Source organism: Streptomyces sp. NPDC096310 (genome assembly GCF_044763125.1).
In the GTDB taxonomy this organism is placed as follows: domain Bacteria; phylum Actinomycetota; class Actinomycetes; order Streptomycetales; family Streptomycetaceae; genus Streptomyces.
The window spans coordinates 187,814-213,769 of record NZ_JBIWFO010000009.1 but is presented as its reverse complement, the minus strand read 5'-3'; the positions used below and the strand labels follow the sequence as shown (position 1 = coordinate 213,769).

The window sequence follows — 25,956 nt, the reverse complement described above, 5'->3', positions numbered from 1 at the left end:
ACGGCACCGAGAATCGGAGCGTAGCAGCGGGATCGGCCGAAGGCGCCTCCCGCTGTGCCCGGTCCGGATCTGCTTCCTTACGTGCCGTCAGTAATCAGCCACGACCGTCGTGTTGGCGATATGTCGGTCCGTCGTGTCGCTCGGTCCAGCCGCGTATCAGTCGGACCGTGCGTTCGGGGTGTTCCTCGTGGAGGTAGTGGCCGGTGTCGGGCCAGTGTTCGACCCGGGAGCCGGTGGCGCCCGGGCCGGTGCCCAGCGTGGTGCGCTCCCACGCGGCGGCGCCCCGCGTGGTCCGTACGGTGAGGGCCGGGCAGGTGCGGCGCGCCAGGTATGCCTCGCTGTGCGGCCGGGCACCGACCGCGCCGGGGTCGGTGTACATGCCCGCGTAGGACTGGGCGATGACATGGTCCGGGGTGCCGGTCATGGTGCGCAGGTGCGCCGTGCGCAGGCCGCGGGGGCTGTCGGGGCGAAAGGCCCCGGCGACGAACCGGGCGGCCTCGCGGGCGCCGCCGGCCCGGTAGGCGGCGAGGCACCGCGGGATGTCGGTCCCGGTGCGGCGCACGTACGCACCGGGAGGCGCGGGACGGTCAGCGGTGGGCGAACCAGTTCGCGGCGGGCAGGAGCTTCTTGTCGTACCCGAAGAGCGCCTGATTCTCCCAGGCGTTGCCCGAGGACGGGTCCTGCGGGTCCCAGCCGCTGCCCTTGACCGCGGTCCAGGCCGGTTCCCAGTAGACGATGCCCAGTCCGCGTCCGCCCGGGACCGCCTCGACGACGTTCATCACGTCCCGGAGGTTGGCGGCCTGGCCGGCGGGGGTGGCCGGGTAACCGGGCGCCAGTTGGCCGCTGGTAGCGATGTTGTTCTCCAGGAAGTCGCCGTTGGCGAGGGTGCTGGCGTACGCCGTCTCGGCGACGAGCACCGGCTTGCCGTAGCGGGCGGACACATCGTCCAGATTGGCCTGGAGCCCGGAGAGCGGACCGTGCCAGTACCCGTAGTACGAGAGGGCGATCACGTCGAAGGGCACCTGCCGGGCCACCGCCTGGTCGAACCACCAGCGGGTGCCCCCGTTGTCACCGCCCTTGGCGAGGTGCAGCGCGATCTGGGTGGACGGGGAGACGGCGTTGGCGGCCTGGGCACCGGAGGTCAGCAGACCGGCGAGCTGGGTCCAGTTGTCGGTGGAGCCCTCGGGCCAGAGCATGCCACCGTTGATCTCGTTGCCGATCTGGACCATGTCGGCCGTGGTGCCCTGCGCCTTGAGGGCGTTGAGCACGTCGTAGGTGTGGTTGTAGACGTCGGTCCGGAGCTGGCTGTACGTGTGCGAGGCCCAGGCGGCGGGCTTGGTCTGCTGGCCCGGGTCGGACCAGCGGTCCGAGTAGTGGAAGTCGATCAGTACCTTCATCGACTCGGCCTTGGCCCGCTTGGCCATGGCGAGGACGCGGGCCTTGTTGTTGTAGCCGTCGGCCGGGTTCACCCACACCTTGAGCCGTACGTAGTTCATGCCCGCGCCGCGCAGCAGGCCGAGCGCGTTGCCGCTCTGTCCGGTGGCGCCGCTGTAGGTGGCGCCGAACGCCTCGTTCTTCGGGAGGGTGGAGAGGTCGCCGCCCTTGACGGACAGCCCGGTGGCGCCGGGCGCGAACGTCAGGTCGTCGAAGTTGGCCCACTCCCCCGCGTGCGCGTCGGAGTTGAGGCTGACGGTGCAGCTGCCGCCGCTCACCCGGACCGAGGTCACGATACGGATCCACGCGCCGTCGGCGGTGGGCGGCAGATCCGTGCGCTGCTCGGCGCCGCCGCAGTTCCGCAGGGCGATGTAGGCGGAGTTCTGGCCGCCGCTGGAACGGACACGGGCGCTGAGTGTGTACGTACCGTCGGCCAGGCCCGTCAGGTACTGGTAGGTCTCGACCTTGTACGCCGAGGCCGACCAGTGGGCGAGGCGGCGGTTCCCGGAGGCCCCGCCGCTCTCGGAGAACGAGGCGGCGTTCTGCCCGGCGGCCGAGTAGGTGGACCAGCCGGTGGGGGTGGCGGTGCCGGTGGAGTCGGACTCGAAGCCGGGGTTGGTGAGGGTCGTGGCGGCCTGGGCCTGCTGCGCGGGCAGCGCGGTCAGGAGCAGCGCGCCGAGTGCGGCGGTGGCGGTGGCTCCGAGTCGGGTGCGCCAGGTGCGGTGTGCGAGGTGCATCGTCGATGTCCCTTCGACCGATGGACGGGGCAGGGGGTGTGTCCCGGTGGTGCTCGGCAAGACCGTGGTGCTCGGTGGTGCGTGTCGGCCCAGTGGTGCGTGTGCGGCTCGGTGGTGCGTGTGCGGCTCAGTCGTACGTCTGCCGTGGCGCGGGCCCGGGGGCCGCGCTCAGGCGTCGAGCTTCACGACCCGTACGGAACCGGCCGGCAGGGCGAGTCCGCCCGAGGCCCGTTCGCCGGTGAGGAGTTCGGTGCCCGCGGCGGGCAGTGGCACCTTGGCGTCCGTACCGGTGTGGTTGATGGCGAACAGGTACTCGCCGCTCTCCCCGGACCGGCGGACGACCTCGACGTCGTGCGGGAGTTCGGTGCGCGGCGCGATCCCCGCGTCGTCGGCGGCGGCGCCGAGGATCGTGTCGAGCGCGCCGGGGGCGAGCCGGGTGGAGACGTACCAGGCGGTGCCGCGGCCCAGGCGGTGACGGGTGACGGCCGGGTGGCCGGCGGCAAGCCCGTCGGCGTAGGTCCAGACCGTCTCGGCGCCGCGCGGGACGACGAACTCGCTCCACACGTCGGCGGTCAGCTCCGCGCCGTCGGCCGCGGTGATCCGTACGCGATCGCCCTCGCCGAGCGGGGAGAACTCCTCGACGGTCAGGCCGAGGACGTCGCGCAGCACGCCGGGGCAGGCGCCCGGGTGGACGGCGTCGTGCTCGTCGACGATGCCGGAGAAGTACGAGACGACGAGGGTGCCGCCGTTCTCGACATAGGCGCGCAGATTGCGGCCCGTCTCCTCGGTGGCGAGGTAGAGGGCGGGCACCACGACGAGCGGGTAGCGGGAGAGATCGGCATCGGGGTGGGCGAAGTCCACGGTGAGGTGGCGGTCGTAGAGCGCCTCGTAGAAGGAGTCGGCGCGCTCGCGGGCGTCGTGGTCCTCGCTCGGCCGCCATTCCAGGCGCTGCGCCCACCAGGACTGCCAGTCCCAGACGACGGCGGCGTCGGCGACGGTACGGGTGGAGCGTACGGTGGCGAGGCTGTCCAGGTGGGCGCCGAGGCCGACGACCTCGCGCCAGACACGGCTGTCGGTGCCGGCGTGCGGCACCATCGAGGAGTGGAACTTCTCGGCGCCGCGCCGGGACTGGCGCCACTGGAAGAACAGCGCGCCCTCCGAGCCGCGCGCCACGTGGGCGAGGCTGTTGCGGGCCATCTGGCCGGGGGCCTTGGCGGGGTTGCGGGGCTGCCAGTTGACGCCGCTGGTGGAGTGTTCGAGCAGCAGCCAGGGGGCGCCGCCGGCCACGGAGCGGGTGAGGTCGGCGGCCATGGCGAGGTTCACATGGGTGCGCCGGCCGTCGGTGATGAGGTAGTGGTCGTTGGTGACGAGGTCGACCTCGCGGCCCCAGGCCCAGTAGTCGACGGAGTCGCACTGGCTGAGGGCGGTCATGAAGTTGGTGGTGACGGGGATGCCGGGGGCGAGCCGGTGGAGCAGGTCGCGCTCCCGTACGAAGTTCTCGCGCATGGTGGCGTCGGCGAAGCGCGCGTAGTCGAGGCGGTGGGCGGGGTTGCAGACGGTGGGGGTGGCCCTGGGCGGCTGGATCTCGTCGAAGGAGCCGTAGCGCTGGCCCCAGAAGGCGGTGCCCCAGGCGTCGTTGACCGCGTCGAGGTCCTGGTAGGTGGCGCGCAGCCAGGTACGGAAGTGGACGGCGCAGGTGTCGCAGTAGCAGGCGCTGACGGGGACGCCGTACTCGTTGTGCACGTGCCAGAGTGCCAGCGCGGGGTGGGAGCCGTAGCGCAGGGCGAGCTGTTCGGTGATGGCGGCGGCGGCCTCGCGGTACGCCGGTGAGCTGTGGCAGATCGCGCCCCGCGAGCCGAACGCGTACCGCACGCCCTCGCGGCTGACCGGGAGCGCGTCGGGGTGGTCGCGGTAGAACCAGGCGGGCGGGGCGACGGTGGGGGTGCCGAGGTCCACCCGTACGCCGTTCTCGTGGAGCAGGTCGACGACCCGGTCCAGCCAGCCGAAGTCGTACCGGCCCGGCTCCGGTTCGAGCAGGGCCCACGAGAAGATACCGATCGACACCAGGTTGACGCCGGCCTCGCGCATGAGGCGGACGTCCTCCTGCCAGACGGCCTCCGGCCACTGCTCGGGGTTGTAGTCCCCGCCGAACGCGAGCCCCGGCAGGCCCTCGGGTGCGGTGTGCGGCATGGATTGCCTCCTGTGGTGCGGGTGCGGCCGGCGAGCGGATCGGGCCATCATGTGTATCGGGTGTGGGAACGTGCACAGATCGCAACGCCCCGGTAGATCCAACATAACCGCACAGGAACAACCATTGACAAGTGTCCGGGACGTTTCTCTACTGTGAACGCTCACAGATCAGGCCCGGTCCACCGTCCTCGGGTCGGGGGCCTCCGTCAGGGTTCGTCAGGGGAGTAACACCATGCAATTCACGACGCGCAGACGCCTCGTGGCCACGTCCCTCGCCATCGCGCTCGGCGCCACCGCGCTCGCCGCGTGCGGCTCCGGCTCCGGTTCCGGCGACGACGCGGGGGCCGACGGACCGGCCGACCTCACCTACTGGGCCTGGGCCCCCGGCATGGACAAGGTCGTCGATCTCTGGAACACGACGGAGGGCAAGAAGTCCGGCATCACGGTCACGGTGAAGAAGCAGGCGTCCGGCGACGACCTGGTCACCAAGATCATCACCGCGGCCAAGGCGAAGAAGGCCCCCGACCTGGTGCAGGCGGAGTACCAGGCGCTGCCGACGCTGGTCAGCAACGACGTCCTCGCGGACATCTCCGGCGATGTCGCGGACGCGGAGGACAAGTTCGCCCCCGGCGTCTGGCAGCAGACCACCCTCGGGACGGACGCCGTCTACGCGGTCCCGCAGGACTCCGGGCCGATGATGTTCTACTACCGCGCCGATCTCTTCGAGGAGTACGGGCTCACCGTGCCCACCACCTGGGACGCGTTCGCCGAGACGGCCCGCGCGCTCAAGAAGAAGGACCCGTCCAAGGCGCTGACGACGTTCTCCAGCAACGACGCGGGGCTCTTCGCCGGTCTCGCCCAGCAGGCGGGCGCCCGGTGGTGGACCACCCAGGGCGACACCTGGAAGGTGGGGATCGACGACGCCGCCACGAAGAAGGTCGCCGACTTCTGGGGCGGTCTCGTCAAGGAGGGCGCCATCGACAACCAGCCCATGTACACCCCGTCCTGGAACAAGGCGCTCAACACCGGCAAGCAGATCGCCTGGGTCAGCGCCGTCTGGGCGCCGGGCACCCTGACGACCGCCGCGCCGGACACCAAGGACAAGTGGGCCATGGCGCCGCTGCCGCAGTGGGACGCGGCCAAGCCGACGACCGGGAGCTGGGGCGGCTCGTCCACCGGTGTCACCAACGACTCGACGCACAAGAAGGCCGCGGCGAAGTTCGCCGCCTGGCTGAACACCGACAGTGCCGCGCTGGCCGCGCTGGTCAAGGAGGGCGGGATCTACCCGGCCGCGACGGCCGCGCAGACGGGCGGCGCACTGAGCCAGGCCCCCGTGTTCTTCGCGAACCAGCCGGACTTCTACACCACGGCCGCCGGGATCGCGAAGAGCACCGCGCCCTCCGCGTGGGGCCCGAACGTCAACGTCGCGTACACCACCTTCCGTGACGCCTTCGCCACCGCGGCCAAGAACAAGTCGGACTTCGGCGCGGCCCTGACGGCCATGCAGGAGTCCACCGTGGCCGACATGAAGAAGCAGGGCTTCGAGGTCACCGGCTGATGGCCGCCACCCCGCGCCCGGCGGGCGGCCCGGGCCGCCCGCCGGGCGGCACCACCACCGCTTCCGGCCCCACCGGCACCGCCGCGCGTGGTCGCGGCGGGCGCCGCCCGCGCAGCCGGGCGAGCCGCCAGGTGCGCAACGCGCCGTACGCCTTCCTGGTGCCCGCCGTCGCGCTGTTCGCGCTCTTCTTCGCCCTGCCCATCGGGTACGCCCTCTACTTGAGCCTGCGTAAGGTCGAGGTCAAGGGGCTCGGCCTCGGCCGGGGCGCACGCCAGGAGGTCTGGGCCGGGCTCTCCAACTACACGGACGCGCTCTCCGACTCCCAACTGCTCTCCAGCGCGCTGCGCGTGCTGGGGTACGGGGCGATCGTGGTCCCCACGATGCTCGGTCTCGCCCTGGTCCTCGCCCTGATGCTGGACGCCGAGCGCACCCGGCTCAGCGGCTTCTCCCGGCTCGCGATCTTCCTGCCGTACGCGGTTCCCGGTGTGATCGCCGCGATGATGTGGGGCTTCCTCTACCTGCCCGACGTGAGCCCCTTCTACTACCTGCTGGACAAGGCGGGGCTCCCTCAGCCGAATCTGCTGGACGGCGGGCCGCTGTACATCGCGCTGGCCAACATCGCCCTGTGGGGCGGCACCGGCTTCAACATGATCGTCATCTACACGTCGCTGCGCTCGATCCCCGTCGAGATTTACGAGGCGGCCCGGCTGGACGGCTGTTCACAGCTCCAGACAGCCCTGCGGATCAAGATCCCGATCGTCGCACCCGCACTGGTGCTGACGTTCTTCTTCTCGATCATCGCGACCCTCCAGGTGTTCAGCGAACCCACCACCCTCAAGCCCCTGACCAACTCGCTCTCCACCACCTGGTCCCCGCTGATGAAGGTCTACCAGGACGCCTTCGTCAAGGGAGACATCTACTCGGCGGCGGCCACCTCCGTGGTCATCGCGGCCGTGACCCTCGTCCTGTCCTTCGGCTTCCTCAAAGCTGCGAACTCCCGTTCGAACCAGGGAGAGACCCCGTGAACGCTGTCACCACCCGCCGTGCCGCGCCCGCGGCCGGCACCACCCCGGGCACCGCGCAGGGGCCGCCGCCGCCCACCCGGCCGAAGCCGGGGCGCCGGATCGCCTGGGTGCCCACGATCGCCCTGCTCACCGGCGCGCTCTACTGTCTGCTGCCGGTGGCGTGGATCGTGGTGGCCTCCACCAAGTCGGGCCGCGAGCTGTTCTCCACCTTCACCTTCCTGCCCGGCACGGGCTTCACGGACAACGTCGCCGAGCTGTCCGCGTACCGGGAGGGCGTGTACTGGCGCTGGATGCTCAACTCCCTGTTCTACTCAGGGGCCGGCGCCCTGCTCTCGACGGCGGTCTCCGCGCTCAGCGGCTACGCCCTCGCCGTCTACCGCTTCCGGGGCCGCGAGACGATCTTCAACGTACTGCTCGCCGGGGTGCTGATGCCGCCGGTCATCCTCGCCGTACCGCAGTACCTGCTGATGGCGAAGGCCGACATGGCCGACAGCTATCTGTCCGTGCTGCTGCCGCTGATCCTCTCCCCCTACGGGGTCTACCTCGCCCGGATCTACGCGGCGGCGTCCGTACCGCGCGATGTGGTCGAGGCCGGCCGGATGGACGGCGGCGGCGAGTGGCGGATCTTCCGGTCGGTGGCGCTGCCGATGATGCTGCCGGGGCTGGTGACGGTGTTTCTCTTCCAGTTCGTGGCCATCTGGAACAACTTCCTCCTCCCCTACATCATGCTCGGCGACGACCAGAAGTTCCCCATCACGCTGGGTCTCTACACCCTCCTCCAACAGGGCTCCAACACCCCCGCGCTCTACACTCTGGTCATCACGGGTGCGCTGCTCGCGGTGGTGCCACTGATCGCGCTGTTCCTGGTCATCCAGCGGTTCTGGAGCCTGGATCTGCTGTCCGGGGCCGTAAAGTCCTGACGCGACAGGCACGATCACGAGAGAACGACAGGTATGAGCCGCACGGGCAGCAACGGCCGGCGCAAGCCGCCGACCATCCACGACGTGGCACGGGAGGCGGGTGTCTCCCGGGGCACCGTCTCGCGGGTCCTCAACGGCGGCCACTATGTGAGCCCGGCCGCGGAGGAGGCCGTCAACGCCGCGATCCGCAGGACGGGTTACGTCGTCAACCGGCACGCCCGCAGTCTCATCACGGGCCGTTCCGACTCGGTGGCCTTCCTGCTCACCGAGCCGCAGGAGCGGTTCTTCGAGGACCCCAACTTCAATGTGCTGCTGCGGGGGTGTACGCAGGCGCTGGCCGCGCACGACATCCCGCTGCTGCTGATGATCGCCGGGACGAAGGACGAACGGCGCCGGATCGCCCGCTACATCACCTCGGGCCATGTCGACGGCGTCCTGCTGGTGTCCAGCCACTCCGGCGACCGGGTCGCCGAGCAACTGCGGGCGGCCCGGGTGCCGTTGGTGGCCTGCGGGAAACCGCTCGGGCAGAGCTCCAAGGTCAGCTACGTCGCGGCCGACGACCGGGACGGCGCGCGCGAGATGGTGCGCCATCTGCTGCGCGCCGGGCGCCGGCGCATCGCCACGGTGACCGGACCGCTGGACACCCCGGGCGGCACGGAGCGGCTGGCCGGCTACCGGGAGATCCTGGCCGAGGCCGGTATCGAGGCCGACGAACGGCTCGTCGCCGCCGGTGACTACAGCCGGGCGAGCGGGGAGGCCGCCGCGGTGGAACTGCTGCGGCGGGCGCCCGACCTGGACGCGGTGTTCGTCGCGTCGGACCTGATGGCGCAGGGCGTGCTCACGGCGCTGCGGGACGCCGGGCGCCGGGTGCCCGAGGATGTCGCGGTGGGCGGTTTCGACGACTCGCCCGCCGCCCTGGACACCCGGCCCGCGCTGACCACGATCCGCCAGCCGTGGGACCGCATCAGCGCGGAGATGGTACGGGTGCTGCTCGCCCAGATCGGCGGGGAGGACACCTCCACGGTCATCCTTCCCACCGAACTGGTCCGGCGCGACTCGGCCTGACCCCGGTATCGGTCATCCAGCGCCCTGCCGCGGTCAGCCGGGCAGGGCGTCCCCGCAGCGGGCGCAGAACCGCGCGTCGCGCTCCCCGCAGAGCCGTCCGCATGCGGCGCAGACGCGGTTCAGCGCGCAGGGCGGCTCGCCGCCCTCGGCCGGCGGCGCCTGTACGGGGGCGGCGCCCGGCGCGCCGGCGCCGATCGACAGTCCGGGGCGGCGCGGGTGCGCGGTCAGATAGACCAGGCCGCGCTCCCCCGCCGTCAGCGAGCGGCGCGAGGTCCTGGGCAGCCACACCACCGCGTGCGGGGCGAGCGGTTCGGCTCCGGCGGACGTGCCGAGCGTCCCGTCGCCGTCCAGGACGACGAGCAGGACGTCGAGCACGTCGTCGCTGTGCTCGGCGACGCCCGCGCCCGGTGGCAGCCGTACGACATTGGCGTCCAGGGCCCGTCCGTCCTCGGCCAGTTTCCACAGCGCGCCCTGCCGGTCGGCGGTGGCCCGGGCGAGATCTTCGTCGAGGGTGACCAGGACGCGGGCGGTGGCGGGCGGCGTCATCGGCGGGGCTCCAGACGTGATGCGGTGGACAGCCCCGCCATCATAGTGACGGGCCTGCCCGGTCCTGAAGGGCCTGCCCGGCCCGACCGGCCGCGTCACCGGCCCCCGCGCCGCGCCGGTCAGGCCGTGCGGCGGATCGCCGGGAGAACGTAGCCGCCATCGAGAAGCGCGGGGCTCGGCTGGTACAGCCGCAGGACGGGACGGAAGCGTCCGGGCGGGGTGGGCAGCCAGTTGGCGGCGGCCTCCTCGCTCTCCGGGCGGCGGGTCCGCAGATGGAGGGTGAGGGAACCGTCGGCGGCGCGGTGCAGCCCCGGGGTGCGGTCGCCGATCGCGTACCGGTCGAGGGGGTTGCCGACGAGGTGGTACTCGGGCAGGTCGTACATGGTGAGCGACCAGAACGCGTCGACGGGCGGCGGCTGTTCGAAGCGCAGCGTGTAGTCCTGGCTCCCCTCCAGCGGCTCTCCGTCCGCGTCGTTCCAGATCATCGCGTACGCGGCTTCGTAGCCGTGGCCGCCCCACAGATCGGTGCGGGCGGCCGCGGCCCGCAGCAGCCGCGCCGCGCCGCGGTCGGTGACCGTCCACTCGGGGCCGGTCAGGACGCCCGTCCCGAAGAAGTCCGCGTTGTAGTCGAAGGCGTGGTAGGCGAGTCGCCAGCCGTTCTGCTCCGGGCCCTCGGCGTGGGTGGCGGCGTACTCGACGCGCTCCCTGCCCTCGGTGAACCCCTCGCGCAGCGCGTCGGCGAGTTCGGGCTCCGGTGCCGGGTAGGGGCTGGAGGGGGCCAGCAGGCCGAGGGACGCGAAGCGGCGCTGGTGGGCGGCGTCGACGGGGGCGGGCGGGAACGCGGCCATCCGCACGCGCAGCTTCTCGAAGAACATCAGGGTGCCGTCGGTGACGTCCGGGTCGGCGAGCGGCAGGCCCGCGAGCGGTGCGGCGCGATCGCCGGGCGCGTACGGCTCCAGGCGGGTGGCGCGCTGGAGCGCGGCGGTGGCGGCGAGGTCCTCGGGGCCCGCGGACGCCCATCGGCCGACGAGCGAGGCCAGCGCGGTGGGGCAGGCGATCCGGGTGGTCCCGGCCGGGACCTCGCCGCTCCACTCCGGCCCGGTGAGCAGGAAGCTGCCCGCGGCGGTGCCGGTGGCGCGCCTCCCGACATAGGCGAAGTTGTTGGTCCAGGCGTCCACGAGCCGCAGGACGTAGTAGCGGTCGGCGGTGTCGGGCACGGTCAGCAGCAGCGGGCCGCCGGAGAGGTCGAGCTGGGCCACGGAGTGGACGGTGTCGTTGTTGACGCCCGGGAAGCTGTCCCACGGCCCGGCCCGCTCGGCGCTGTGGGACAGGGTGTTGAAGGGCGCGGGCGGTACCAGACCGAGGCCGGCGTGGGTGAAGCGGTCGGCCTGGTCCAGGTTGAAGACCATCGGATAGCCGTAGACGTACGCCTCCGCCGCCAGCGCCCGCAGATCGCTCATCCCGTCCGCCTCTCCGTCCCGTCCCGGTGGACGGCCCCGTCCCGTCACAGGGGTGCGGCCATCGTCGGCCGCCGGGGGCGGGGGCCGCCATCCGGCGGACGCTGTCCGGGTGAGGGCGGGTGTGTCCGCCGCGGCGGACACACCGACACCTCTTCAGGTGTCGACGGATATACGATGAGCCCATGGGACACGGAGTCGACGAACGCGCCACACCGACCGGACATCTCGACGCCGACTCCGCCGCCACCATCGCCGCCACGCTCCAGGCGCTGGCCACCCCCTCCCGGCTGATGATCCTGACCCGGCTGCGGCAGGGCGCCTGCGGGGTGACGGAGCTGGCCGAGGCCGTCGAGATGGAGCAGTCGGCCGTCTCCCACCAGTTGCGTCTGCTGCGAGCGCTGGGGCTGGTCACCGGGGCACGGCAGGGCCGGCGGATCGTCTACAGCCTGTACGACAACCATGTCGCGCTCCTGCTCGACGAGGCCGTCTACCACATCGAGCACCTTCGCCTCGGCGCCCGCGATCTGCCCGTACGCCCCGAGGCGTAGCACGCAGCCGCCGCGCGCCGGGAGGCCCGGACGGCGTACGGACCCCGGGCCGACGGTGGGACCGCCCGGCCGGTCCTGGGGCGTCGCCGGACGGCTCGCGCGCGGATCGGGGATAGTGCGGCCGGTCACCCCGTACGCGCCGCGCCCCGCCGACCCGGCTCCGCGCGGGAGGGATCGGAGCCCGTCATCGCCCTCGCCCCGCCGCCGCCCGCCCCGCCCGCGCCCGCCCCGACGGCGCCCGCGCGTCCAGCGCTCTCGCGGGCGCTCGCCGTGCTCGCCCCGTCCGCGCTGGCGCTGGTGCTCGGGGTGTGGGGGATCCGGCGCGGCGGGACGCTGTGGGGCGACGAGGCCGTCACGTACGAGGTGGCCCATCGCGCCCTGTGGCAGATCTGGCACACCGCGGGCCGGGTCGACGCGGTGCACGGTCTCTACTACCTGTTCATGCACGGGGTCTTCGCCCTCTGGGACGGCGGGCTCGTGGCGCTGCGGCTGCCTTCGGTGCTCGCGGTGGCGGCGGCGTCCGCCGGGGTCGCGCTGCTCGGCCGCGCGCTCGCCGGGCCGCGCGCGGGACTGGCGGCGGGACTGGTCCTGCCGCTGCTCCCGGCGGTGCAGCGGTACGCGCAGGAGGGCCGTTCCTACGCGCTGGTGTGCGCGCTGGTCACCTGGTCGTGCTGGCTGCTGGTGCGCGCGCTCGGCCGTCCGTCGCGGCGGCGCCGGTGGGGCGCGTACGCCGGGGTGCTGCTGAGCGCCTGTCTGCTGCACGAGTTCGCGGTGCTGACGCTGTGCGCCCACGGGGTGACGGTGGTGTGTTCCGGGGCGTCCCGGCGGACCGTACGGGCGTGGGCCGCCGCCGCGTGCGCGGTGGGCGCCGGGCTGCTGCCGCTCGCGCTCTTCAGTACGACGCAGTCGGCGCAGGTCGACTGGATCGGCGCCCCGGGCGTGCGGCATGTCCTGGGCTTCGCCATGGTGACGGCGGTGGGTGTGGTGTGCGCCCGTACGGCGCCACGCGGATCCGGCGCCGGCGCCCGCCCCTCCGCCGACGCGCCTCCGGTCCCCCGGCTGGAGGCGCTCGCGCTGCCCCTGCTGATCCTGCCGACCGCGCTGCTGATGGCGCTCACCCCGCTGCGGCCGTTCTACGTCGAGCGGTACGTCCTCTCGTACACCGTCGCTCTCGCGCTGCTCCTCGGCGCCGCGCTCGATCGGTGCGCCGTCCCGGGGTACGCGGACCGCGCGCGGCGCCGGGCGGTGTCCGTGCTGGCGGTGGCGGCGGCGCTGGCGGCGCTGTGTCCGGTGGGCGCCTGTCTGCGGACCCCGCAGAGCCGTCAGAACGACGCCACCGCCGTCGCCCGGGCCGTACGGGAGTCCGGGCGGCCCGGCGACGGTCTGCTCTTCCTGCCGGCGCGGCGCCGGGTGTGGACGCTCGCGCGGCCGGGCGAGTTCCGGGGGCTGACGGATCTCGCCCTGGAGCGCTCCCCCGTCGCGTCGCACACCCTGCACGGCACGGAGCTGCCGGCGGGGCGGGTGCGCGCCCGGATGCTGGCGGCGCGGCGGATCGTGGCGGTGGGCGATCTGCCCGGCCAGCCGCTGGAGGCGACCGCCCGGGAGGCCGCCAAACGCGCGGTGCTGCGGACGTACTTCGAGGAGTGCGGCAGCCGGACCGTGACCCGGGCCCGGATCACGGTCCACGCCCGCCCCGGCCGCTGCTGAGCGTCCGTACCGGCCGGGTGGTGCCCCTACTTGGCGTAGAGCAGGGTGCCGAAGCCGAGTTGGTCGAAGCCGCCGCTGTTCGACCCGTAGTCACCGCCGCCGCCCTCGGGGCGGACGCTCTCGGCCATGGCCGTGATGTACGGCACGGAGAGGCCCCGGCGCCGCGCGTAGTGGTAGTGGAGGAGGTCCCACACCGGACGGACCTGGCCCCGGCTCGCGTCGGAGATGACCGTGTGTTCGCGGTAGGCGCAGTTCTGGCCGGTGCCCCAGGAGTACGTGGTGAAGGGGACGCTCTGGCCGAGGTTGTACTTGGCGACGTACTGGGCGGCCTTCATGAAGCGGTTGTTGTCGTAGCCGTACAGGTCCTCGCCCTGGCTCCAGGCCATTTCGCAGAAGGCGCCCATCTGGCCCATGCCCATCATGGTGTGGCCCTGGTCGCGGCCGGACTCCTGCCACTGGGCAAGACCCTCGCTCTCGTACACGAAGGGGACGGCCTTGCTGATCGCGCCGTTGCCCGCGCCGTTCTTGAAGTAGGTGACGGCCTGGTCGTACTTGGCCCCGTCGTCGTTGAGGATACCGATCGCGAGGATCGAGTTCATGGTGCAGAGGTCCCAGTTGGCCCAGTAGTTGGTGATGCAGGCGTCGTTGTGGCCGGTGAGGAACTGGTTGTTGAGCGGGTAGAACACATCCGCCATCATGCGGCGGAAGCGGTCGAGGTCGAACCCGGCGTATCCGCGCATCAGTTCGGCGGCGTTGGCGAACTGGTAGCCGTAGATCCCGGCGGCGAGGAAGCGGTCGGCGTTGCCGGTGACGGTGGTGAGCGTCGCCGACCAGGCGTTGAGGATGTCCCGGGCGGTGTCGCCGTGTGCGGTGGTGCCGGCGATCTTCCAGCGCAGGGCGTTCTGGTAGGCGGCGTGGATGTCGTTGTACAGCGTGCCGTAGTTCTCGCCGGTGCCGCCGCGGATCACGGTGGCCTGCGGCCGGGGCTGCCAGCCCGCCTGGGCGTGCGCGTTGGCGGTCAGCCGGTTCCAGCCGGCCAGCCAGGGGTCGTTGCCGGCGTCGACCCGTACCTTCGCGCGGTTCAGCTCGCCGTACGCGTGGAGCGCGCCGGGGTGGACGAAGGGGGCGGGGGCGGCCTGCGCGGTGGGGGCGGCGCCGGCCTGGACGGCGCCGCCCGCGGCCCCGGCGACGGCGACCGCTCCGGCGGCCTTGAGTATGCCGCGGCGGCTGATCGCGTGCGTGTGGGTGCGGCTCATCGGGATCTCATTCCATGGGTGGGGGGGGGAGGGCAGGGAATGGTGTGGGGATACGGCTTCTGGTGTGGGGATACGGCTTCGCGCAGCGGGGAGGGAAACCGGTACCTATGGTGCGGGGGAATGCCGCCGGTGTCTCCCGCCGGTGCGGAATGCGAAAGTTTCGTTCCGGTCCGGCGGGCTCGACCCTCAACCGGGCGCGGGAGCGGTGCTGGCGCGCACCACCAGGCGTGTGGGGAGCCGCGTACGCCGGGGCGCGGGCGGATCCTCCGCCGCCGGGGCGACCAGCAGGCGCAGCGCGGTGCCCGCCATGTCGGAGAGCGGGCGGCGGACGGTGGTGAGCGCGGGGGCGGCCCAGCGTGACTCCGGCAGGTCGTCGAAGCCGACCACGCACAGGTCGCCGGGGACGCGCAGACCGCGTTCCGCGGCGGCCTCGTAGACGGCGAGGGCCATCGTGTCGGAGCAGACGGCGAGGGCGGTCGGCGGCTCGGGCAGCGCGAGGAGTTCCAGCGCGTGACGGCGGGCGCCGGCCGGGGTGAGGCCCGCGTACCTCTCGTACTCGGGGCGGTGGGGGACGCCCGCCGCGTTGAGCGCCGCGCGGTGTCCGGCGATCCGGGCGGCGGTGGCGAGCCGGTGGCGGTGTCCGCCGAGGACCGCGATCCGCCGGTGGCCGAGGCCGAGCAGATGCCGTGTCGCGGCGGCGCCGCCGCCGATGTCGTCCGCGCCGACCCAGACGACGCCCGGCGGGGGCTCCACCACCGGGTCGATCAGGACGAAGGGGATACGGTGCTGCGCCAGCCAGGCGTACTGGGAGGGGGTGAGCTCCGCGCGGCTGAACAGGGCCCCGGCCGAACCGCGCGCGGCGAGCCGGTGCAGCCGGCCGCGCCCGGGTCCGTACCCCCGGGGTCCGGCGAGCCCGGCGGAGACCACGAGGTCCAGGCCGGCCTCGGCCGCGGCGGCCTCGACTCCGTGCAGCACCGCGCCCGACCAGGAGCTGTCCAGGGAGTGCAGGACGACGTCCACCAGGGAGGAGGTCCGCCCGGTGGCGCCGGCCCGGGGTCTGCGCACATAGCCGAGCCGGTCGAGCGCCTCGGTGACGCGGCGCCGGGTCTCCGGGGCGACGTCCGCGCGCCCGTTCACCACCTTCGAGGCGGTGGGCACCGACACCCGGGCCTCCCTCGCCACGATCGCGAGTGTCGGTCCGGTGGGGCCGCCGGTGCGCGCCATCGCCTCCCCCTTCGTGCGTGCCGTACCCGGCCCGTCGCGTCGTGGTGCAGGAACGGTCGCGTCGGGGCCCGCCCGGATAGCAACCGGTTTCTACATTACGGCCGCGTTCCGGTGACGTGAAGCCCTCGTGTCCGCCGGCTCCACCGCGCGGGCGGGGCAAGGTTCATCTCCGGTGCACCGCCGGGCGGAGACGGGGACTGAACGGCGACACGGCGATGTTAGGCTCACCTTACTTTAGGGATTCGACAGGTTCCGTAGGTTCCGGGCACGGTCGGCCGTGCCCGGAACAGCACAGTGAGGGCATGCCAGATGCACGGTGGTGGGACGCTCCGCGCGAAGGCCCACGAAGCGTGAGGGCACACTCCGGAACCCGGGCCGGGTCCGGCTCCGCCGACCGGTCCGCCGATGAACCCACCGACGAGCCCGGCGCCACCGCTCCCCGAGCGCGCAGGGGGCGTCCGCTGCTGGGAGCGGGTCTGCTGGTGACCGCGGGGCTGCTGGTGCTGGCGGTCTGGGCGAGTCTCGCGTTCGGTTCCGGTGACGCCGCGAGCGGCGATGTGCTGCGGGTCCTGTTCGAGCGGGATCTGTCCGACAAGGCGCAGCTCATCGTCCGGGAGGAGCGCGTTCCGCGTACCGTCGCCGGGCTGATGGCGGGCATCGCGCTGGGGCTCGCCGGGGCGGTCATGCAGGGCGTGGCCCGTAACCCGCTGGCCGACCCGGGCATTCTCGGGGTCAACGCCGGCGCCTCGGTGGCCGTGGTGACGGCGATCGGCCTGCTCGGCCTCGGCTCGCCGTCCGCGTACATCTGGTTCGGACTGCTGGGCGCGTTCGCCGCGACCGTACTGGTCTACAGCGTCGGTTCGCTGGGCCGGGACGGTGCCACGCCGGTGAAGCTGGCGCTGGCCGGGGCGGCGACCAGCGCGATCCTGGGGTCGGTGACCACCGCCATTCTGCTGACGGACCGTATGGTCTTCGACCGGTTCCGGTTCTGGAAGGTCGGTTCGCTGGCCGGCCGGGACGCCGAACTCCTCTGGCCGGCCCTGCCGTTCATCGCCGTGGGTGTGGTGCTGGCGCTGGCGCTCGGTCCGCGGCTCAACACGCTGTCGCTGGGCGATGATCTCGCGCGGGCGCTGGGACAGCGGGTGGGCACGACACGGCTCGTCTCGGCGGCGACGGTGATGGTGCTGTGCGGCACGGCCACCTCGGTGGTCGGGCCCATCGCGTTCGTCGGCCTGGTCGTCCCGCACGCGGCCCGGATGTTCACCGGACCCGACTACCGCTGGATCCTCCCGTACAGCGCGCTGCTGGCGCCCGTGCTGATGCTGGTCTCCGACATCGTGGGGCGGCTGATCGCCCGGCCCGGTGAGGTGCAGGTGGGGATCGTGACGGCGGTTCTCGGGGCCGTGCCCTTCGTGATTCTGGTGCGCCGTCGTCATCTGGTGGAGCTGTGAGGGATCTGACCGCTGGAGCCGTGGAGAACCCGGCCGTGCCGGACGGCAGGACCGGGGGCCGTTCGCCGGAACGGCCGGACGCGCGACTGACCACCGCCGTGGCGGATGTCGTACGGGCACGGCGTTCCGGGAGGATCCGGTCCGCCGTGGTCTGCGGGACGCTGGGCGCCGCCGTACTGGCCGCGTTGTGTGTCTCGCTGGCCGTCGGCGACCTGTTCGTCCCGCTGGGCGAGGTGGTCGCGACGCTGGCCGGCGGCGGGGACGGGGGCGCCCGGTTCGTGATCCTCGAACTGCGGCTGCCGCGCGCGCTGATCGGCCTGCTCGTCGGGGCGGCCTTCGGGCTCTCGGGCGCCGTCTTCCAGACGCTGCTGCGCAACCCGCTGGCCAGTCCCGACGTGATCGGGATCAGTTCGGGGGCGGGCGCGGCCGGGGTGCTGGCCAGTGTGGCGTTCGGTGCCAGTGGTTACGCGCTCTCCGCCAGCGCCCTGCTGGGTGCGCTGATGACCGCGACGGCGATCTACGCGCTCGCGTGGCGTGGCGGCGTCGCCGGGTACCGGCTGGTCCTGGTGGGCATCGGGATCGGCGCGGCGCTGTCCAGCATGATCTCGCACCTGTTGACGAGTTCGGACCTGTCCGAGGCGCAGAACGCGCTCGCGTGGCTGACGGGCAGCCTCAACGGCCGTTCCTGGGACCAGCTCCGGCCGCTCGTGGTGGCCCTGGCGCTTCTCGTACCGCCGACGTTTCTCGCGGCGCGGCCCCTTCGCGCCCTGCAACTGGGCGACGAGACCGCGGTGGGGCTCGGCACCCGGGTGGAGCGCGCCCGGCTGGCGCTGGTGTTCTGCGCGGTGGCGCTGGCCGGGGTGGCGACGGCGGCGGCGGGCCCGGTGGCGTTCGTGGCGTTCGTCTCCGCGCCGATCGCCCGCCGGCTGGTGCCGCGCCGGGGCGCGGCGCTGCTGCCCGCCGCGCTGACCGGGGCGCTGATCGTGCTGGTCGCGGACTTCGCCGCACAGCATCTGCTGGGTTCCACCCAGTTCCCGGTCGGCGTGGTGACGGGTGTGATCGGCGCACCCTATCTGCTGTGGCTCCTGGCCCGCGCCAACCGGGCGGGCAGGGGCGGCTGAGTGAGACAAGGGGAGGATCTGCACATGAGTGCGGAGCACACACTGCGGGCGCGGGACGTCCGCCTCGGTTACGACGGGCGAGAGGTCGTCTCCGGGCTGAGCGTCGACATACCGCCGGGCCGGATCACGATGATCGTCGGTCCGAACGCCTGCGGGAAGTCGACCCTGCTGCGTTCGATGGCCCGGCTGCTGGCGCCCACCGCCGGACGTGTGCTGCTGGACGGGAAGGACATCCAGGCGATGCCCACCAAGGAGGTCGCCGGGGTGCTGGGGATCCTGCCGCAGAGCCCGGTGGCCCCGGACGGCATCACGGTGAGCGATCTGGTGGGCCGGGGCCGCTATCCGCACCAGGGGTGGTTCCGGCGCTGGACGGCCGAGGACGACACGGCGGTGGCGGAGGCGCTGCTGGCGACGGATGTGCTGGAGCTGGCGGCGCGGCCGGTGGACGAACTCTCCGGCGGTCAGCGGCAGCGGGTGTGGATCGCCATGGCGCTGTCGCAGCGTACGGACATCCTGCTGCTGGACGAGCCGACGACGTTTCTCGACATCAGCCACCAGCTCGACGTGCTGGATCTGCTGACCGACCTGAACCGGGCGTACGGCTCGACCATCGCGGTGGTGCTGCACGATCTGAACCTGGCCTGCCGGTACGCCGACCATCTCATCGCCATGAAGGACGGGCGGATCGTGGCGGAGGGGGCGCCGTCGGAGATCGTGTCGGCGGCCCTGGTGACGGAGGTGTTCGGGATGCGCTGCTCGGTGACCGAGGACCCCGCGTCGCTGACGCCGATGATCGTACCGATGGGCCGTCACCACATCGCCGGGGAGCCGGTGCTCGGGGAGCCCGAAGGACAGCCGGTGCCCGGGGAGCCCGAAGGACAGCCGGTGCCCGGGGAGCCCGAAGAACAGCCGGTGCCCGGGGAGCCCGCGGGGGGCCGGTGACGGTACACCCGCGCCCCACACGTACGGAATGATCTGAGGTTAGGCTAACCTAATTTCATGTCCTTTCGAAAGAACCTTCGCACCACCCCTGGACGCCGGTCGCGGCTGGTTCCCGGCGCCCTGTCGGCCGCTCTGACCGCGCTGCTCGTCGGCGTGCTGGCCGCCTGCGGCTCGTCCTCCTCCGAGGACACCTCCAAGGGCTCCTCGTCCGCCCAGGACGACGGCGCCTTCCCCGCCAAGGTGGCGACCAAGTTCGGCGAGGTCACCGTCTCCGAGCGGCCCCAGCGCATCGTGGCGCTGGGCTGGGGCGACGCGGAGGCCGCCCTGGCGCTCGGTGTGCGGCCCGTCGGGGCCAGCGACTGGCTGGCGTTCGGCGGCGACGGCGTCGGCCCCTGGGCGAAGGGCCTCTACAAGAAGAGCCCGGAGATCATCGGCACGCTGGAGCCCCAGTTCGAGAAGATCGCCGCGCTCCAGCCCGATCTCATCCTGGACACCAAGTCCAGCGGGGACCAGGGACGTTACGACACCCTGAGCAAGATCGCCCCGACCATCGGCGTGCCGAAGGGCGGCGACCAGTACAAGATCTCGTGGAGCAAGCAGACCGAGATGATCTCCACCGCGCTCGGCATCCCCGAGAAGGGCAAGCGGCTCATCGCCGAGACCGAGGGCGCGTTCCGGAAGTCCGCCGCCGCCCACCCCGAGTTCAAGGGCAAGACGATCACCCTCGGCTCCCGGACGTCCGCCGAGTTCGGCGCGTACGTCCACGGAACCGGCCGTGTCGACTTCGTCGAACGCCTCGGTTTCAAGAACAACCCGGCCGTCGACGCCAAGGCCGGCGCGTCGTTCTCCATCCCCGTCAGCCGGGAGAACCTGGATCTGCTGGACTCCGACCTCATGGTGATGACGCCCATCGGCGTCGACGCGAAGAAGGTCACCGACGACCCGCTCTACCAGGCCGTTCCCTCCGTCGAGGCGGGCCGCTCGGTGATGCTCGACGACCCCACGCTCAGCAACGCGTTCGCGACGGACTCGGTGCTCTCGGTGGCGTACGCGCTGGAGAAGGTCGTCCCGCTGTTCGCCGCGCCCCTCACGTAACCGCCTTCACCCGGACGGCCGCGCGTTTCTGAGATTTCGATGAACAACCGCGTGGCCGTTCACTTTCCGGGCACGGGCACGGGATGGACAGCACACCTACCGACACAGCCACGCGCACGGGCCGAGAGGACGCGACCGACGAGGAGCAGGGCCGGCACAGACCTGCCGGACCCGGCGGGGGCACGCCGGAACTGCCCCGGCGCACCGGCCACGGCGGCGCGCCGTCGACGCTCGCGCTGGGGCTCCTTCCGGTACGGGCGGACGGGCGGCCCGACCGGGGAGGGCGCGGCTTCCCCGGAGCGCTGCGCCGGGGCGGCCGGGTGCGCGGGGTCGACGGGCTGCGGGCGCTGGCCGTCGTGCTGGTCATCGTCTACCACCTCCAGCCCGATCTGCTGCCCGGCGGCGCGCTCGGGGTGGACGTCTTCTTCACCATCAGCGGATTCGTGATCACCCGGCTGCTGCTCGCCGAGTTCGCCAGGACCGGCGATGTCGCGATGCGGTCCTTCTACTGGCGGCGCTGGCTGCGGCTGGTGCCGGCGCTGCTCGCTGTCTGCGCGTTCTGCGCCGTACTGGCCCTCACCACCCGGCTGCCCTCGTTCGACGGCGCGTGGGCGGCCGTCGTGCTGGCCGCCACCTTCCTCGTCAACATCGTCAGGGCCTCCCAGCCCGGCGTCTACTCCAGTGACACCTCCCTGCTGTCGCACACCTGGTCGCTCGGTGTCGAGGAGCAGTTCTACTTCGTCTGGCCGCCGCTCCTGCTGCTGCTCCTGCGCAGGTTCCGGGCGCGTACGGTGCTGATCTGCACCGCCGTGGTGTGCCTGCTGCCCGTGGTGTGGCGTGTTGTGCTGTGGAATCCGGACGCCGCGCACCGTATCTACAACGGCATGGACACCCGGGCCGACCAACTGCTGGCGGGTGCGCTGCTGGCCGTACTGGTCGCCCGGCTGCCCACCGGCCATCCGCGGCTCGTGGCGCTGGGGCGGTGGGCGGGGCGGCTGGCCTGGCCCGCGCTGGCGCTGCTCGCCCTGATCGTCTGGCAGGTGCCGATGACGGGCGCCAGCGCCTGGACCGTGCCCTGGTACACCGTCGGGTTCCTGGTGACAGGCCTGCTGTCGGCGACGCTGGTCGCGGCGCTGGAGCTGCGCCCCGACACCTGGCTGTCCCGGTCGCTCTCCCTGGCCCCCCTGGTGTGGGTCGGGCGCAATCTCAGCTACGGCCTGTACCTGTGGCACTATCCACTGGCCCGGCTCATGTCGGACCTGGGTCTCGGTGCCTGGCAGGGGGCCGCCACGGTCGCGGCCAGTTTCCTGGCGGCCCTCGCCTCGTACCGGCTGATCGAACGGCCGCTCACCCGCCGCAAGAAGAGCTAGTGGCGCTCGGGAGGAGGTCCCGAAGGGGCCGCCCACTGGTCCACGCGCGTACTGGTCCGCCGGACGGATTCCGCGTCGGTTCCCTGGGCGCCCAGTAGGCCGGCGAGCAGGTGGAGTCGTTCGGCGTCGGGGCTGCCTTCGGCAGCGGTGCAGACCATGAGCGCGGGGCCGAGGCCGCCCGGTATCGGATAGGCGTCCCAATCCAGGTTCAGTTCGCCGACCAGGGGGTGGTCGAGGCGCAGGTGACCGCGGGTCGGTTCCGCGACGTCGTGGAGGGCCCACAGCGCCGCGAACTCGTCGCTGCGGACCGCGAGTCCCCCCACCAACTCGACCGCGCGCGGGTGACCCGGATCGGCGGCGACCTGCGTCCGGAGCATCCCGATCAGCTCCGAGACGGTGTCCGCCCGGTTCGGGCACGTCCGGTCGGCCTCGGGGCGCAGGAACAGCGCCAGCAGGTTCCGCTCCCTCCACGGCTGCCGGGTGAACTCCCCCAGCAGGGCGCCGCCGAGCGGGTTCCAGGCGAGCACGTCCAGGAAACGGCCGATGACCAGAGCGGGCGAGGCCATGCCGTGCAGCAGTCGTACCGTGGTGTCCGGTACCTCCTCCGGCTCGTACGAACGCGGCAGACGGGCCGGGACGCGTGCGGCGGCGGCGAGGCTGTGCAGGTGGCGGGTCTCCTCGGCGGAGAAGTTGAGTGCGCGCGCGAGGGCGTCCAGAACCTGTGCGGAAGGCCGGACATCGCGTGCCTGCTCCATGCGCTGGTAGTAGTCCGGGCTCACCCCGGCCAGCAGCGCCAGTTCCTCCCGTCGCAGCCCGGCGACGCGCCGCCGCGGGCCGGGCTCCAAGCCGACGTCCTGTGGTCGCAACCGAGTTCGGCGGGTGCGCAGGAAGTCGGCGAGTTCGCGTCGGGGATCGTCGTTCATGGCGTGGGAGGAGTCGGTCACGGCACCAGTATGGCGCCGGTGCGGTCGGCGAGGGTGGGTCTGCCGGACCCAGGAAAAGGCGAACGACCGTGATGCGGCGTGCAGGGGCCAGCATCGGACACACCACAGCCGGTCACGGAAGGACTGCGACATGAAGGCCGTTCAGATCATGAGTTTCGGTACGGCGGACGTACTGCGGATCAATGACGTGGATCGTCCCGCCCCGGGCGCGGGTGAGGTGCTGGTGTCGGTCGAGGCGTCCAGCGTGAACGGACACGACGTGATCGTCCGCGCGGGCGAAGTGAAGATGGTGTCGGGACGCCGCTTCCCGATCGGTGCGGGACTGGACTTCGCGGGAACCGTCGCCGCGACCGGCGCCGGTGTCGAGGGCTACCGGGCCGGGGACCGGGTGTGGGGCATGGTGCATCCCCGGCAGCGGCACTCCGTCGCCGGGGCGGCCGAGTACGTCGCGGTCCCCGCGGAGCGTATCTCGCACGCCCCGGCGGACCTCTCGTCGGTCGAGGCGGCAGCCCTGGTGGTCGCGGGGTCCACGGCGCTGATCGCGCTGCGCGACAGCGTGCGCCTGACGGGCGGGGAGCGGGTCCTGGTGCGGGGCGCGGCCGGCGGGGTCGGTACGGCCGCCGTGCAGCTTGCGCACGCCATGGGGGGCCACGTGACCGCGCTGGCCCGCGACCGGCACGCCGAGATCCTGACCGACCTGGGCGCCGACGAGGTCCTGGACCACGGCTCCACCACCTCGGACCGGATCGGACCGTTCGATGTCATCGTCGACACCGTCGGCACGGAACTGCACTGCTACCGAAGCCGGTTGGCCAAGGGCGGCCGGATGGTCACCGTCGGACTGTCCCCGTCGGCCCTGGCCGCGATCGCCGCCTCCAGCGTGCACGGTTCCCGCCGTATCCGCACCTTCAGCGCCAACCCCGAAACGCCCGTGCTGCGCGAGGTGGCCGACCAGGTCACGTCGGGTGCGCTGCGCCCGGTGGTGGACAGCGTGTATCCGCTCGCGGACATCGCCGCGGCCCATGAGGCGTTCGAGCGCGGCGGCGTCGTGGGCAAGCACGTGGTGACGGTGCCGCGCGGCTCCGTCTGACGAGTGCGGTCAGTGGGGCGTGGTGCGCGGGTCGATGCGCACCGGGCTCGATCGCACGGCGGCCTGAACCACGGCGGTGGGTCAGGCCGCCGTGGTCAGGGCCTGGATCCCGTGGAGGTGGGTCACCACGTCCCGCAGGGACCGGCAGCGGCTCGGGGGCGGCGGCAGGGCCGCGGCGGCCGGCGGGCAGCCCTTCTCCAGGGCGTCGGCCATCGCGGCCAGCGCCCGGGTGACCTCCCGTACCTCGGCGGGCGGCGGGGGCGGCACCCCCTGTTCGACGCGTACGGCACAGACGGTCGCGGCCTCCACGATCCGCTCCGCGCGCGCCACCACCGCCGGCCAGTCGTGGCGGTGGGTACGGTACGGCCCCGGCAGCTCCGCCGCGGCCGTCTCCGCCACGGCCCGCGCCTCGGCGAGCGCGCGGTAGGCGGCGTGGCGCAGCGCGACACCGGCCGCGTCGCCACCGCTCGGCGCTGCCGGAGTCGCCCTTCCGTACGGCGCCCCCGGGGGGTGGGGCGTGTCGTCGGCGGGCGGTGTGTCCAGTACATGGCGCAGGTAGCGCTCCGTGCTGCGCAGCGTGACCGCGAAGCGGTGGCCGACGCGTATCCGTGGATCGGTGAGGTGCGGAAGGTGTCCGACGAGCAGCACGATGGCGCAGGCCAGCGCGGTGTCGAGCAGCCGTGCCACGGTCGCCTGGGTGTCCCCCGCCACGTGGAGGAACGACAGGACGAGCAGGGTGACGACCGCGGTCTGGAAAGCGAAGTGGCGGGTGGCCACCGGGATCAGCGCCCCGCCCGTCACCACCACGGCGATCACCCACCAGGGGCTGCCGAGGCCTGCCGCCGAGGCCGTGAGCAGGATGAAGACCAGCACACCGGCGGCGGTGCCCGCGACACGGTTCACCACCCGGGAGAAGAGCGGTCCCAGATCGGGCTTGACCAGGAACGCTGCGGTGGCGGGCAGCCAGTACCAGTGGTCCTGGTGCAGGCTCAGGGCGACGGCGGTGCTCGCCGCCACGCAGAGCGCCACCCGCAGCCCGTTCTCCCGGCGCGCGGGCGCGAACACACGGCCCAGCAGCCGGCGGACGGTGCGCGGCTCCCTGGGCGGGGTGGGGACCGTTCCGTACGGTGGGGGCCCGCCGGCCGGTTCCGTACGGTCGAAGGCGATCGCCGCGTCCAGCAACGCGCGGTCGAACGCACCGCGTTGGACCGTGTCGGAGGCCGGGCTCGGCAGGGCGCCGGGCGCGCCGTCCGCACGGACGGCGGCGGCCAGCCTGCGGGGGCCCTCGGCCACCTGGGCGGGCAGTGGCCTGCCCTCCCACAGCAGCGCTGTCCCGGCCTCGCACAGCGCGGTCGCCGCACCGAAGCGGGCGACGATCCGGTGCGCGGCGGCCGAGCCGCCGGTCCTGGCCGGCCAGGACAGCAGCCGCATGAGGCGTACGGACTCGTCCGCGCGCTGCTGCGCGGCGGTCAGCCGGCGCCCGGCGGCCCCGGCGTCAGGACCGCCCACGGCGCGCAGCACATCGGCGAGGGCGTCGAAGACGGCGGCGACTGCCTCCCGCTCGCCGTCCCACCGGGCGCCCCGGCGCAGACGGGGAGTGCGCAGGAGGAACCGGAGGAGCAACAGCCAGGCGGCGCCGCCCAGATAGCAGGTCGCCTTGAGCCACGCCGGGCCCGCCAGTGGCATTCCGGCTCCGATGGAGGCGGTGACGAGCAGTTGCATCGCCGCCGCCGACCACACCGGCCCTGCGACGCTCAGCGCGCCGGAGAGCCAGCCCACCACGGCGAGTGCGGGCACGACGGCCCACCGGCCGCCGCTGTCCGCGAGCAGTCCGCCGCTCAGCAGTCCGAAGGCCCCGGCGACCGCGGGCAGCCCGATGTGGACGACGCCGGTACGGCGGGTGCCTGGGCGGTCGTTGACGCCGGCGAGCATCGCGCCGAGCGCGGCGAGAACGCCCGGGCCGACCTCACCGGTCAGCACACCGAGCGCGAGCAGCGGGCCCGCGCTCAGCGCGCCGCGGACCACCGCGGCCCGGGGAACGGGGCCGGAGCGCCAGCCCAGCGGATGGCTGAGCCAGGCGGGTACGGCGCGGCGTGCGGAGCGGGGACGGCGCGGGAGGAAGGCGATCACAAGTCTCCTGGGCGACCGGTCGGGGGCGGGTGAGCGGACCGGCGGGCAGCGACGACCGCACCTCTCCGACCGTAACAGCACACCTGTCCGTTCGAGCCGCTGTTCCGTTACGGGCGGATGTCCTTCCGGCGAGAGCGTTCGTC

Annotated in this window: 21 protein-coding genes; 12 read left to right on the top strand and 9 right to left on the bottom strand. The window is 72.9% G+C overall.

The features are described from left to right. Nucleotides 1-94 precede the first annotated feature (94 nt). The 3 genes from ACIQ7D_RS19870 to ACIQ7D_RS19860 form a co-directional block, all read right to left on the bottom strand. Nucleotides 95-562 (bottom strand): alpha/beta fold hydrolase, encoded by a 468-nt coding sequence (locus ACIQ7D_RS19870; RefSeq protein WP_403939221.1) that lies wholly within the window; start codon nt 560-562, stop codon nt 95-97. A gap of 25 nt (nt 563-587) precedes the next feature. Next, a complete protein-coding gene (locus ACIQ7D_RS19865; RefSeq protein ID WP_403939219.1) occupies nt 588-2,171 on the bottom strand; it encodes an arabinogalactan endo-beta-1,4-galactanase in 1,584 nt (527 codons plus the stop codon). A gap of 168 nt (nt 2,172-2,339) precedes the next feature. Beyond that, on the bottom strand, nt 2,340-4,361 hold the full coding sequence (locus tag ACIQ7D_RS19860; protein ID WP_403939217.1) for a beta-galactosidase: 2,022 nt from the start codon (nt 4,359-4,361) through the stop codon (nt 2,340-2,342). Nucleotides 4,362-4,593: 232 nt separating this feature from the next. Between ACIQ7D_RS19860 and ACIQ7D_RS19855 the strand changes: the two genes are divergently transcribed. The 4 genes from ACIQ7D_RS19855 to ACIQ7D_RS19840 are packed head-to-tail and all read left to right on the top strand — an operon-like array spanning nt 4,594 to nt 8,929. Continuing rightward, complete coding sequence (locus ACIQ7D_RS19855; RefSeq protein WP_403939215.1) at nt 4,594-5,919, top strand: ABC transporter substrate-binding protein; 1,326 nt, start codon at nt 4,594-4,596, stop codon at nt 5,917-5,919. Beyond that, the gene (locus tag ACIQ7D_RS19850) at nt 5,919-6,944 is read left to right on the top strand and encodes a carbohydrate ABC transporter permease (protein ID WP_403939213.1); all 1,026 of its coding nucleotides are present in this window, start codon (nt 5,919-5,921) and stop codon (nt 6,942-6,944) included. Before ACIQ7D_RS19855 ends, ACIQ7D_RS19850 begins: the two co-directional genes overlap by 1 nt. Beyond that, nucleotides 6,941-7,864, top strand: a complete 924-nt coding sequence (locus ACIQ7D_RS19845; protein ID WP_403939211.1) for a carbohydrate ABC transporter permease — start codon at nt 6,941-6,943, stop codon at nt 7,862-7,864. The genes ACIQ7D_RS19850 and ACIQ7D_RS19845 overlap by 4 nt, the downstream gene beginning before the upstream one ends. Before the next feature lie 33 nt (nt 7,865-7,897). Next, entirely contained in the window at nt 7,898-8,929 is a 1,032-nt protein-coding gene (locus tag ACIQ7D_RS19840) for a LacI family DNA-binding transcriptional regulator (RefSeq protein ID WP_403939209.1), read from the top strand. A 33-nt stretch (nt 8,930-8,962) separates the two neighbouring features. Here the strand turns inward: ACIQ7D_RS19840 and ACIQ7D_RS19835 are convergent, their stop codons facing one another. Together ACIQ7D_RS19835 and ACIQ7D_RS19830 are read right to left on the bottom strand one after the other, a co-directional pair. Continuing rightward, complete coding sequence (locus ACIQ7D_RS19835) at nt 8,963-9,475, bottom strand: hypothetical protein (RefSeq protein ID WP_403939207.1); 513 nt, start codon at nt 9,473-9,475, stop codon at nt 8,963-8,965. A 119-nt stretch (nt 9,476-9,594) separates the two neighbouring features. Continuing rightward, on the bottom strand, nt 9,595-10,935 hold the full coding sequence (locus tag ACIQ7D_RS19830) for a DUF1254 domain-containing protein (RefSeq protein ID WP_403939206.1): 1,341 nt from the start codon (nt 10,933-10,935) through the stop codon (nt 9,595-9,597). A gap of 182 nt (nt 10,936-11,117) precedes the next feature. Between ACIQ7D_RS19830 and ACIQ7D_RS19825 the strand changes: the two genes are divergently transcribed. Beyond that, a complete protein-coding gene (locus ACIQ7D_RS19825; protein ID WP_403939204.1) occupies nt 11,118-11,483 on the top strand; it encodes an ArsR/SmtB family transcription factor in 366 nt (121 codons plus the stop codon). 270 nt (nt 11,484-11,753) lie between these two features. Beyond that, the gene (locus tag ACIQ7D_RS19820) at nt 11,754-13,190 is read left to right on the top strand and encodes a glycosyltransferase family 39 protein (protein ID WP_403939202.1); all 1,437 of its coding nucleotides are present in this window, start codon (nt 11,754-11,756) and stop codon (nt 13,188-13,190) included. Between the two features lie 26 nt (nt 13,191-13,216). On the opposite strand, the gene ACIQ7D_RS19815 is transcribed toward ACIQ7D_RS19820, so the two are convergent. Both ACIQ7D_RS19815 and ACIQ7D_RS19810 read right to left on the bottom strand, forming a co-directional pair. Beyond that, on the bottom strand, nt 13,217-14,446 hold the full coding sequence (locus ACIQ7D_RS19815; RefSeq protein WP_403939200.1) for an alginate lyase family protein: 1,230 nt from the start codon (nt 14,444-14,446) through the stop codon (nt 13,217-13,219). Between the two features lie 186 nt (nt 14,447-14,632). Continuing rightward, complete coding sequence (locus ACIQ7D_RS19810) at nt 14,633-15,670, bottom strand: LacI family DNA-binding transcriptional regulator (protein WP_403939198.1); 1,038 nt, start codon at nt 15,668-15,670, stop codon at nt 14,633-14,635. Nucleotides 15,671-16,020: 350 nt separating this feature from the next. Here ACIQ7D_RS19810 and ACIQ7D_RS19805 point away from each other — a divergent pair, with 350 nt between their 5' ends. The 5 genes from ACIQ7D_RS19805 (at nt 16,021) to ACIQ7D_RS19785 (ending at nt 21,649) form a co-directional block, all read left to right on the top strand. Continuing rightward, nucleotides 16,021-17,121, top strand: a complete 1,101-nt coding sequence (locus ACIQ7D_RS19805; RefSeq protein ID WP_403939196.1) for a FecCD family ABC transporter permease — start codon at nt 16,021-16,023, stop codon at nt 17,119-17,121. Further along, the gene (locus tag ACIQ7D_RS19800; RefSeq protein WP_403939195.1) at nt 17,118-18,242 is read left to right on the top strand and encodes a FecCD family ABC transporter permease; all 1,125 of its coding nucleotides are present in this window, start codon (nt 17,118-17,120) and stop codon (nt 18,240-18,242) included. The genes ACIQ7D_RS19805 and ACIQ7D_RS19800 overlap by 4 nt, the downstream gene beginning before the upstream one ends. Nucleotides 18,243-18,266: 24 nt before the next feature. After that, nucleotides 18,267-19,184 (top strand): ABC transporter ATP-binding protein, encoded by a 918-nt coding sequence (locus tag ACIQ7D_RS19795; protein WP_403939193.1) that lies wholly within the window; start codon nt 18,267-18,269, stop codon nt 19,182-19,184. Between the two features lie 57 nt (nt 19,185-19,241). After that, a complete protein-coding gene (locus tag ACIQ7D_RS19790) occupies nt 19,242-20,279 on the top strand; it encodes an ABC transporter substrate-binding protein (RefSeq protein ID WP_403939191.1) in 1,038 nt (345 codons plus the stop codon). Nucleotides 20,280-20,362: 83 nt separating this feature from the next. Then, on the top strand, nt 20,363-21,649 hold the full coding sequence (locus ACIQ7D_RS19785; protein ID WP_403939189.1) for an acyltransferase family protein: 1,287 nt from the start codon (nt 20,363-20,365) through the stop codon (nt 21,647-21,649). On the opposite strand, the gene ACIQ7D_RS19780 is transcribed toward ACIQ7D_RS19785, so the two are convergent. Then, nucleotides 21,646-22,572, bottom strand: coding sequence for a helix-turn-helix transcriptional regulator (locus tag ACIQ7D_RS19780; RefSeq protein ID WP_403939310.1), 927 nt, complete (start codon nt 22,570-22,572; stop codon nt 21,646-21,648). The genes ACIQ7D_RS19785 and ACIQ7D_RS19780 overlap by 4 nt on opposite strands. 151 nt (nt 22,573-22,723) lie before the next feature. Here ACIQ7D_RS19780 and ACIQ7D_RS19775 point away from each other — a divergent pair, with 151 nt between their 5' ends. Continuing rightward, nucleotides 22,724-23,683: a zinc-binding alcohol dehydrogenase family protein gene (locus ACIQ7D_RS19775; protein ID WP_403939188.1), complete on the top strand. Its 960-nt coding sequence runs from the start codon at nt 22,724-22,726 to the stop codon at nt 23,681-23,683. Between the two features lie 81 nt (nt 23,684-23,764). On the opposite strand, the gene ACIQ7D_RS19770 is transcribed toward ACIQ7D_RS19775, so the two are convergent. Next, nucleotides 23,765-25,813, bottom strand: a complete 2,049-nt coding sequence (locus ACIQ7D_RS19770) for an FUSC family protein (protein WP_403939186.1) — start codon at nt 25,811-25,813, stop codon at nt 23,765-23,767. Nucleotides 25,814-25,956: the final 143 nt, after the last annotated feature.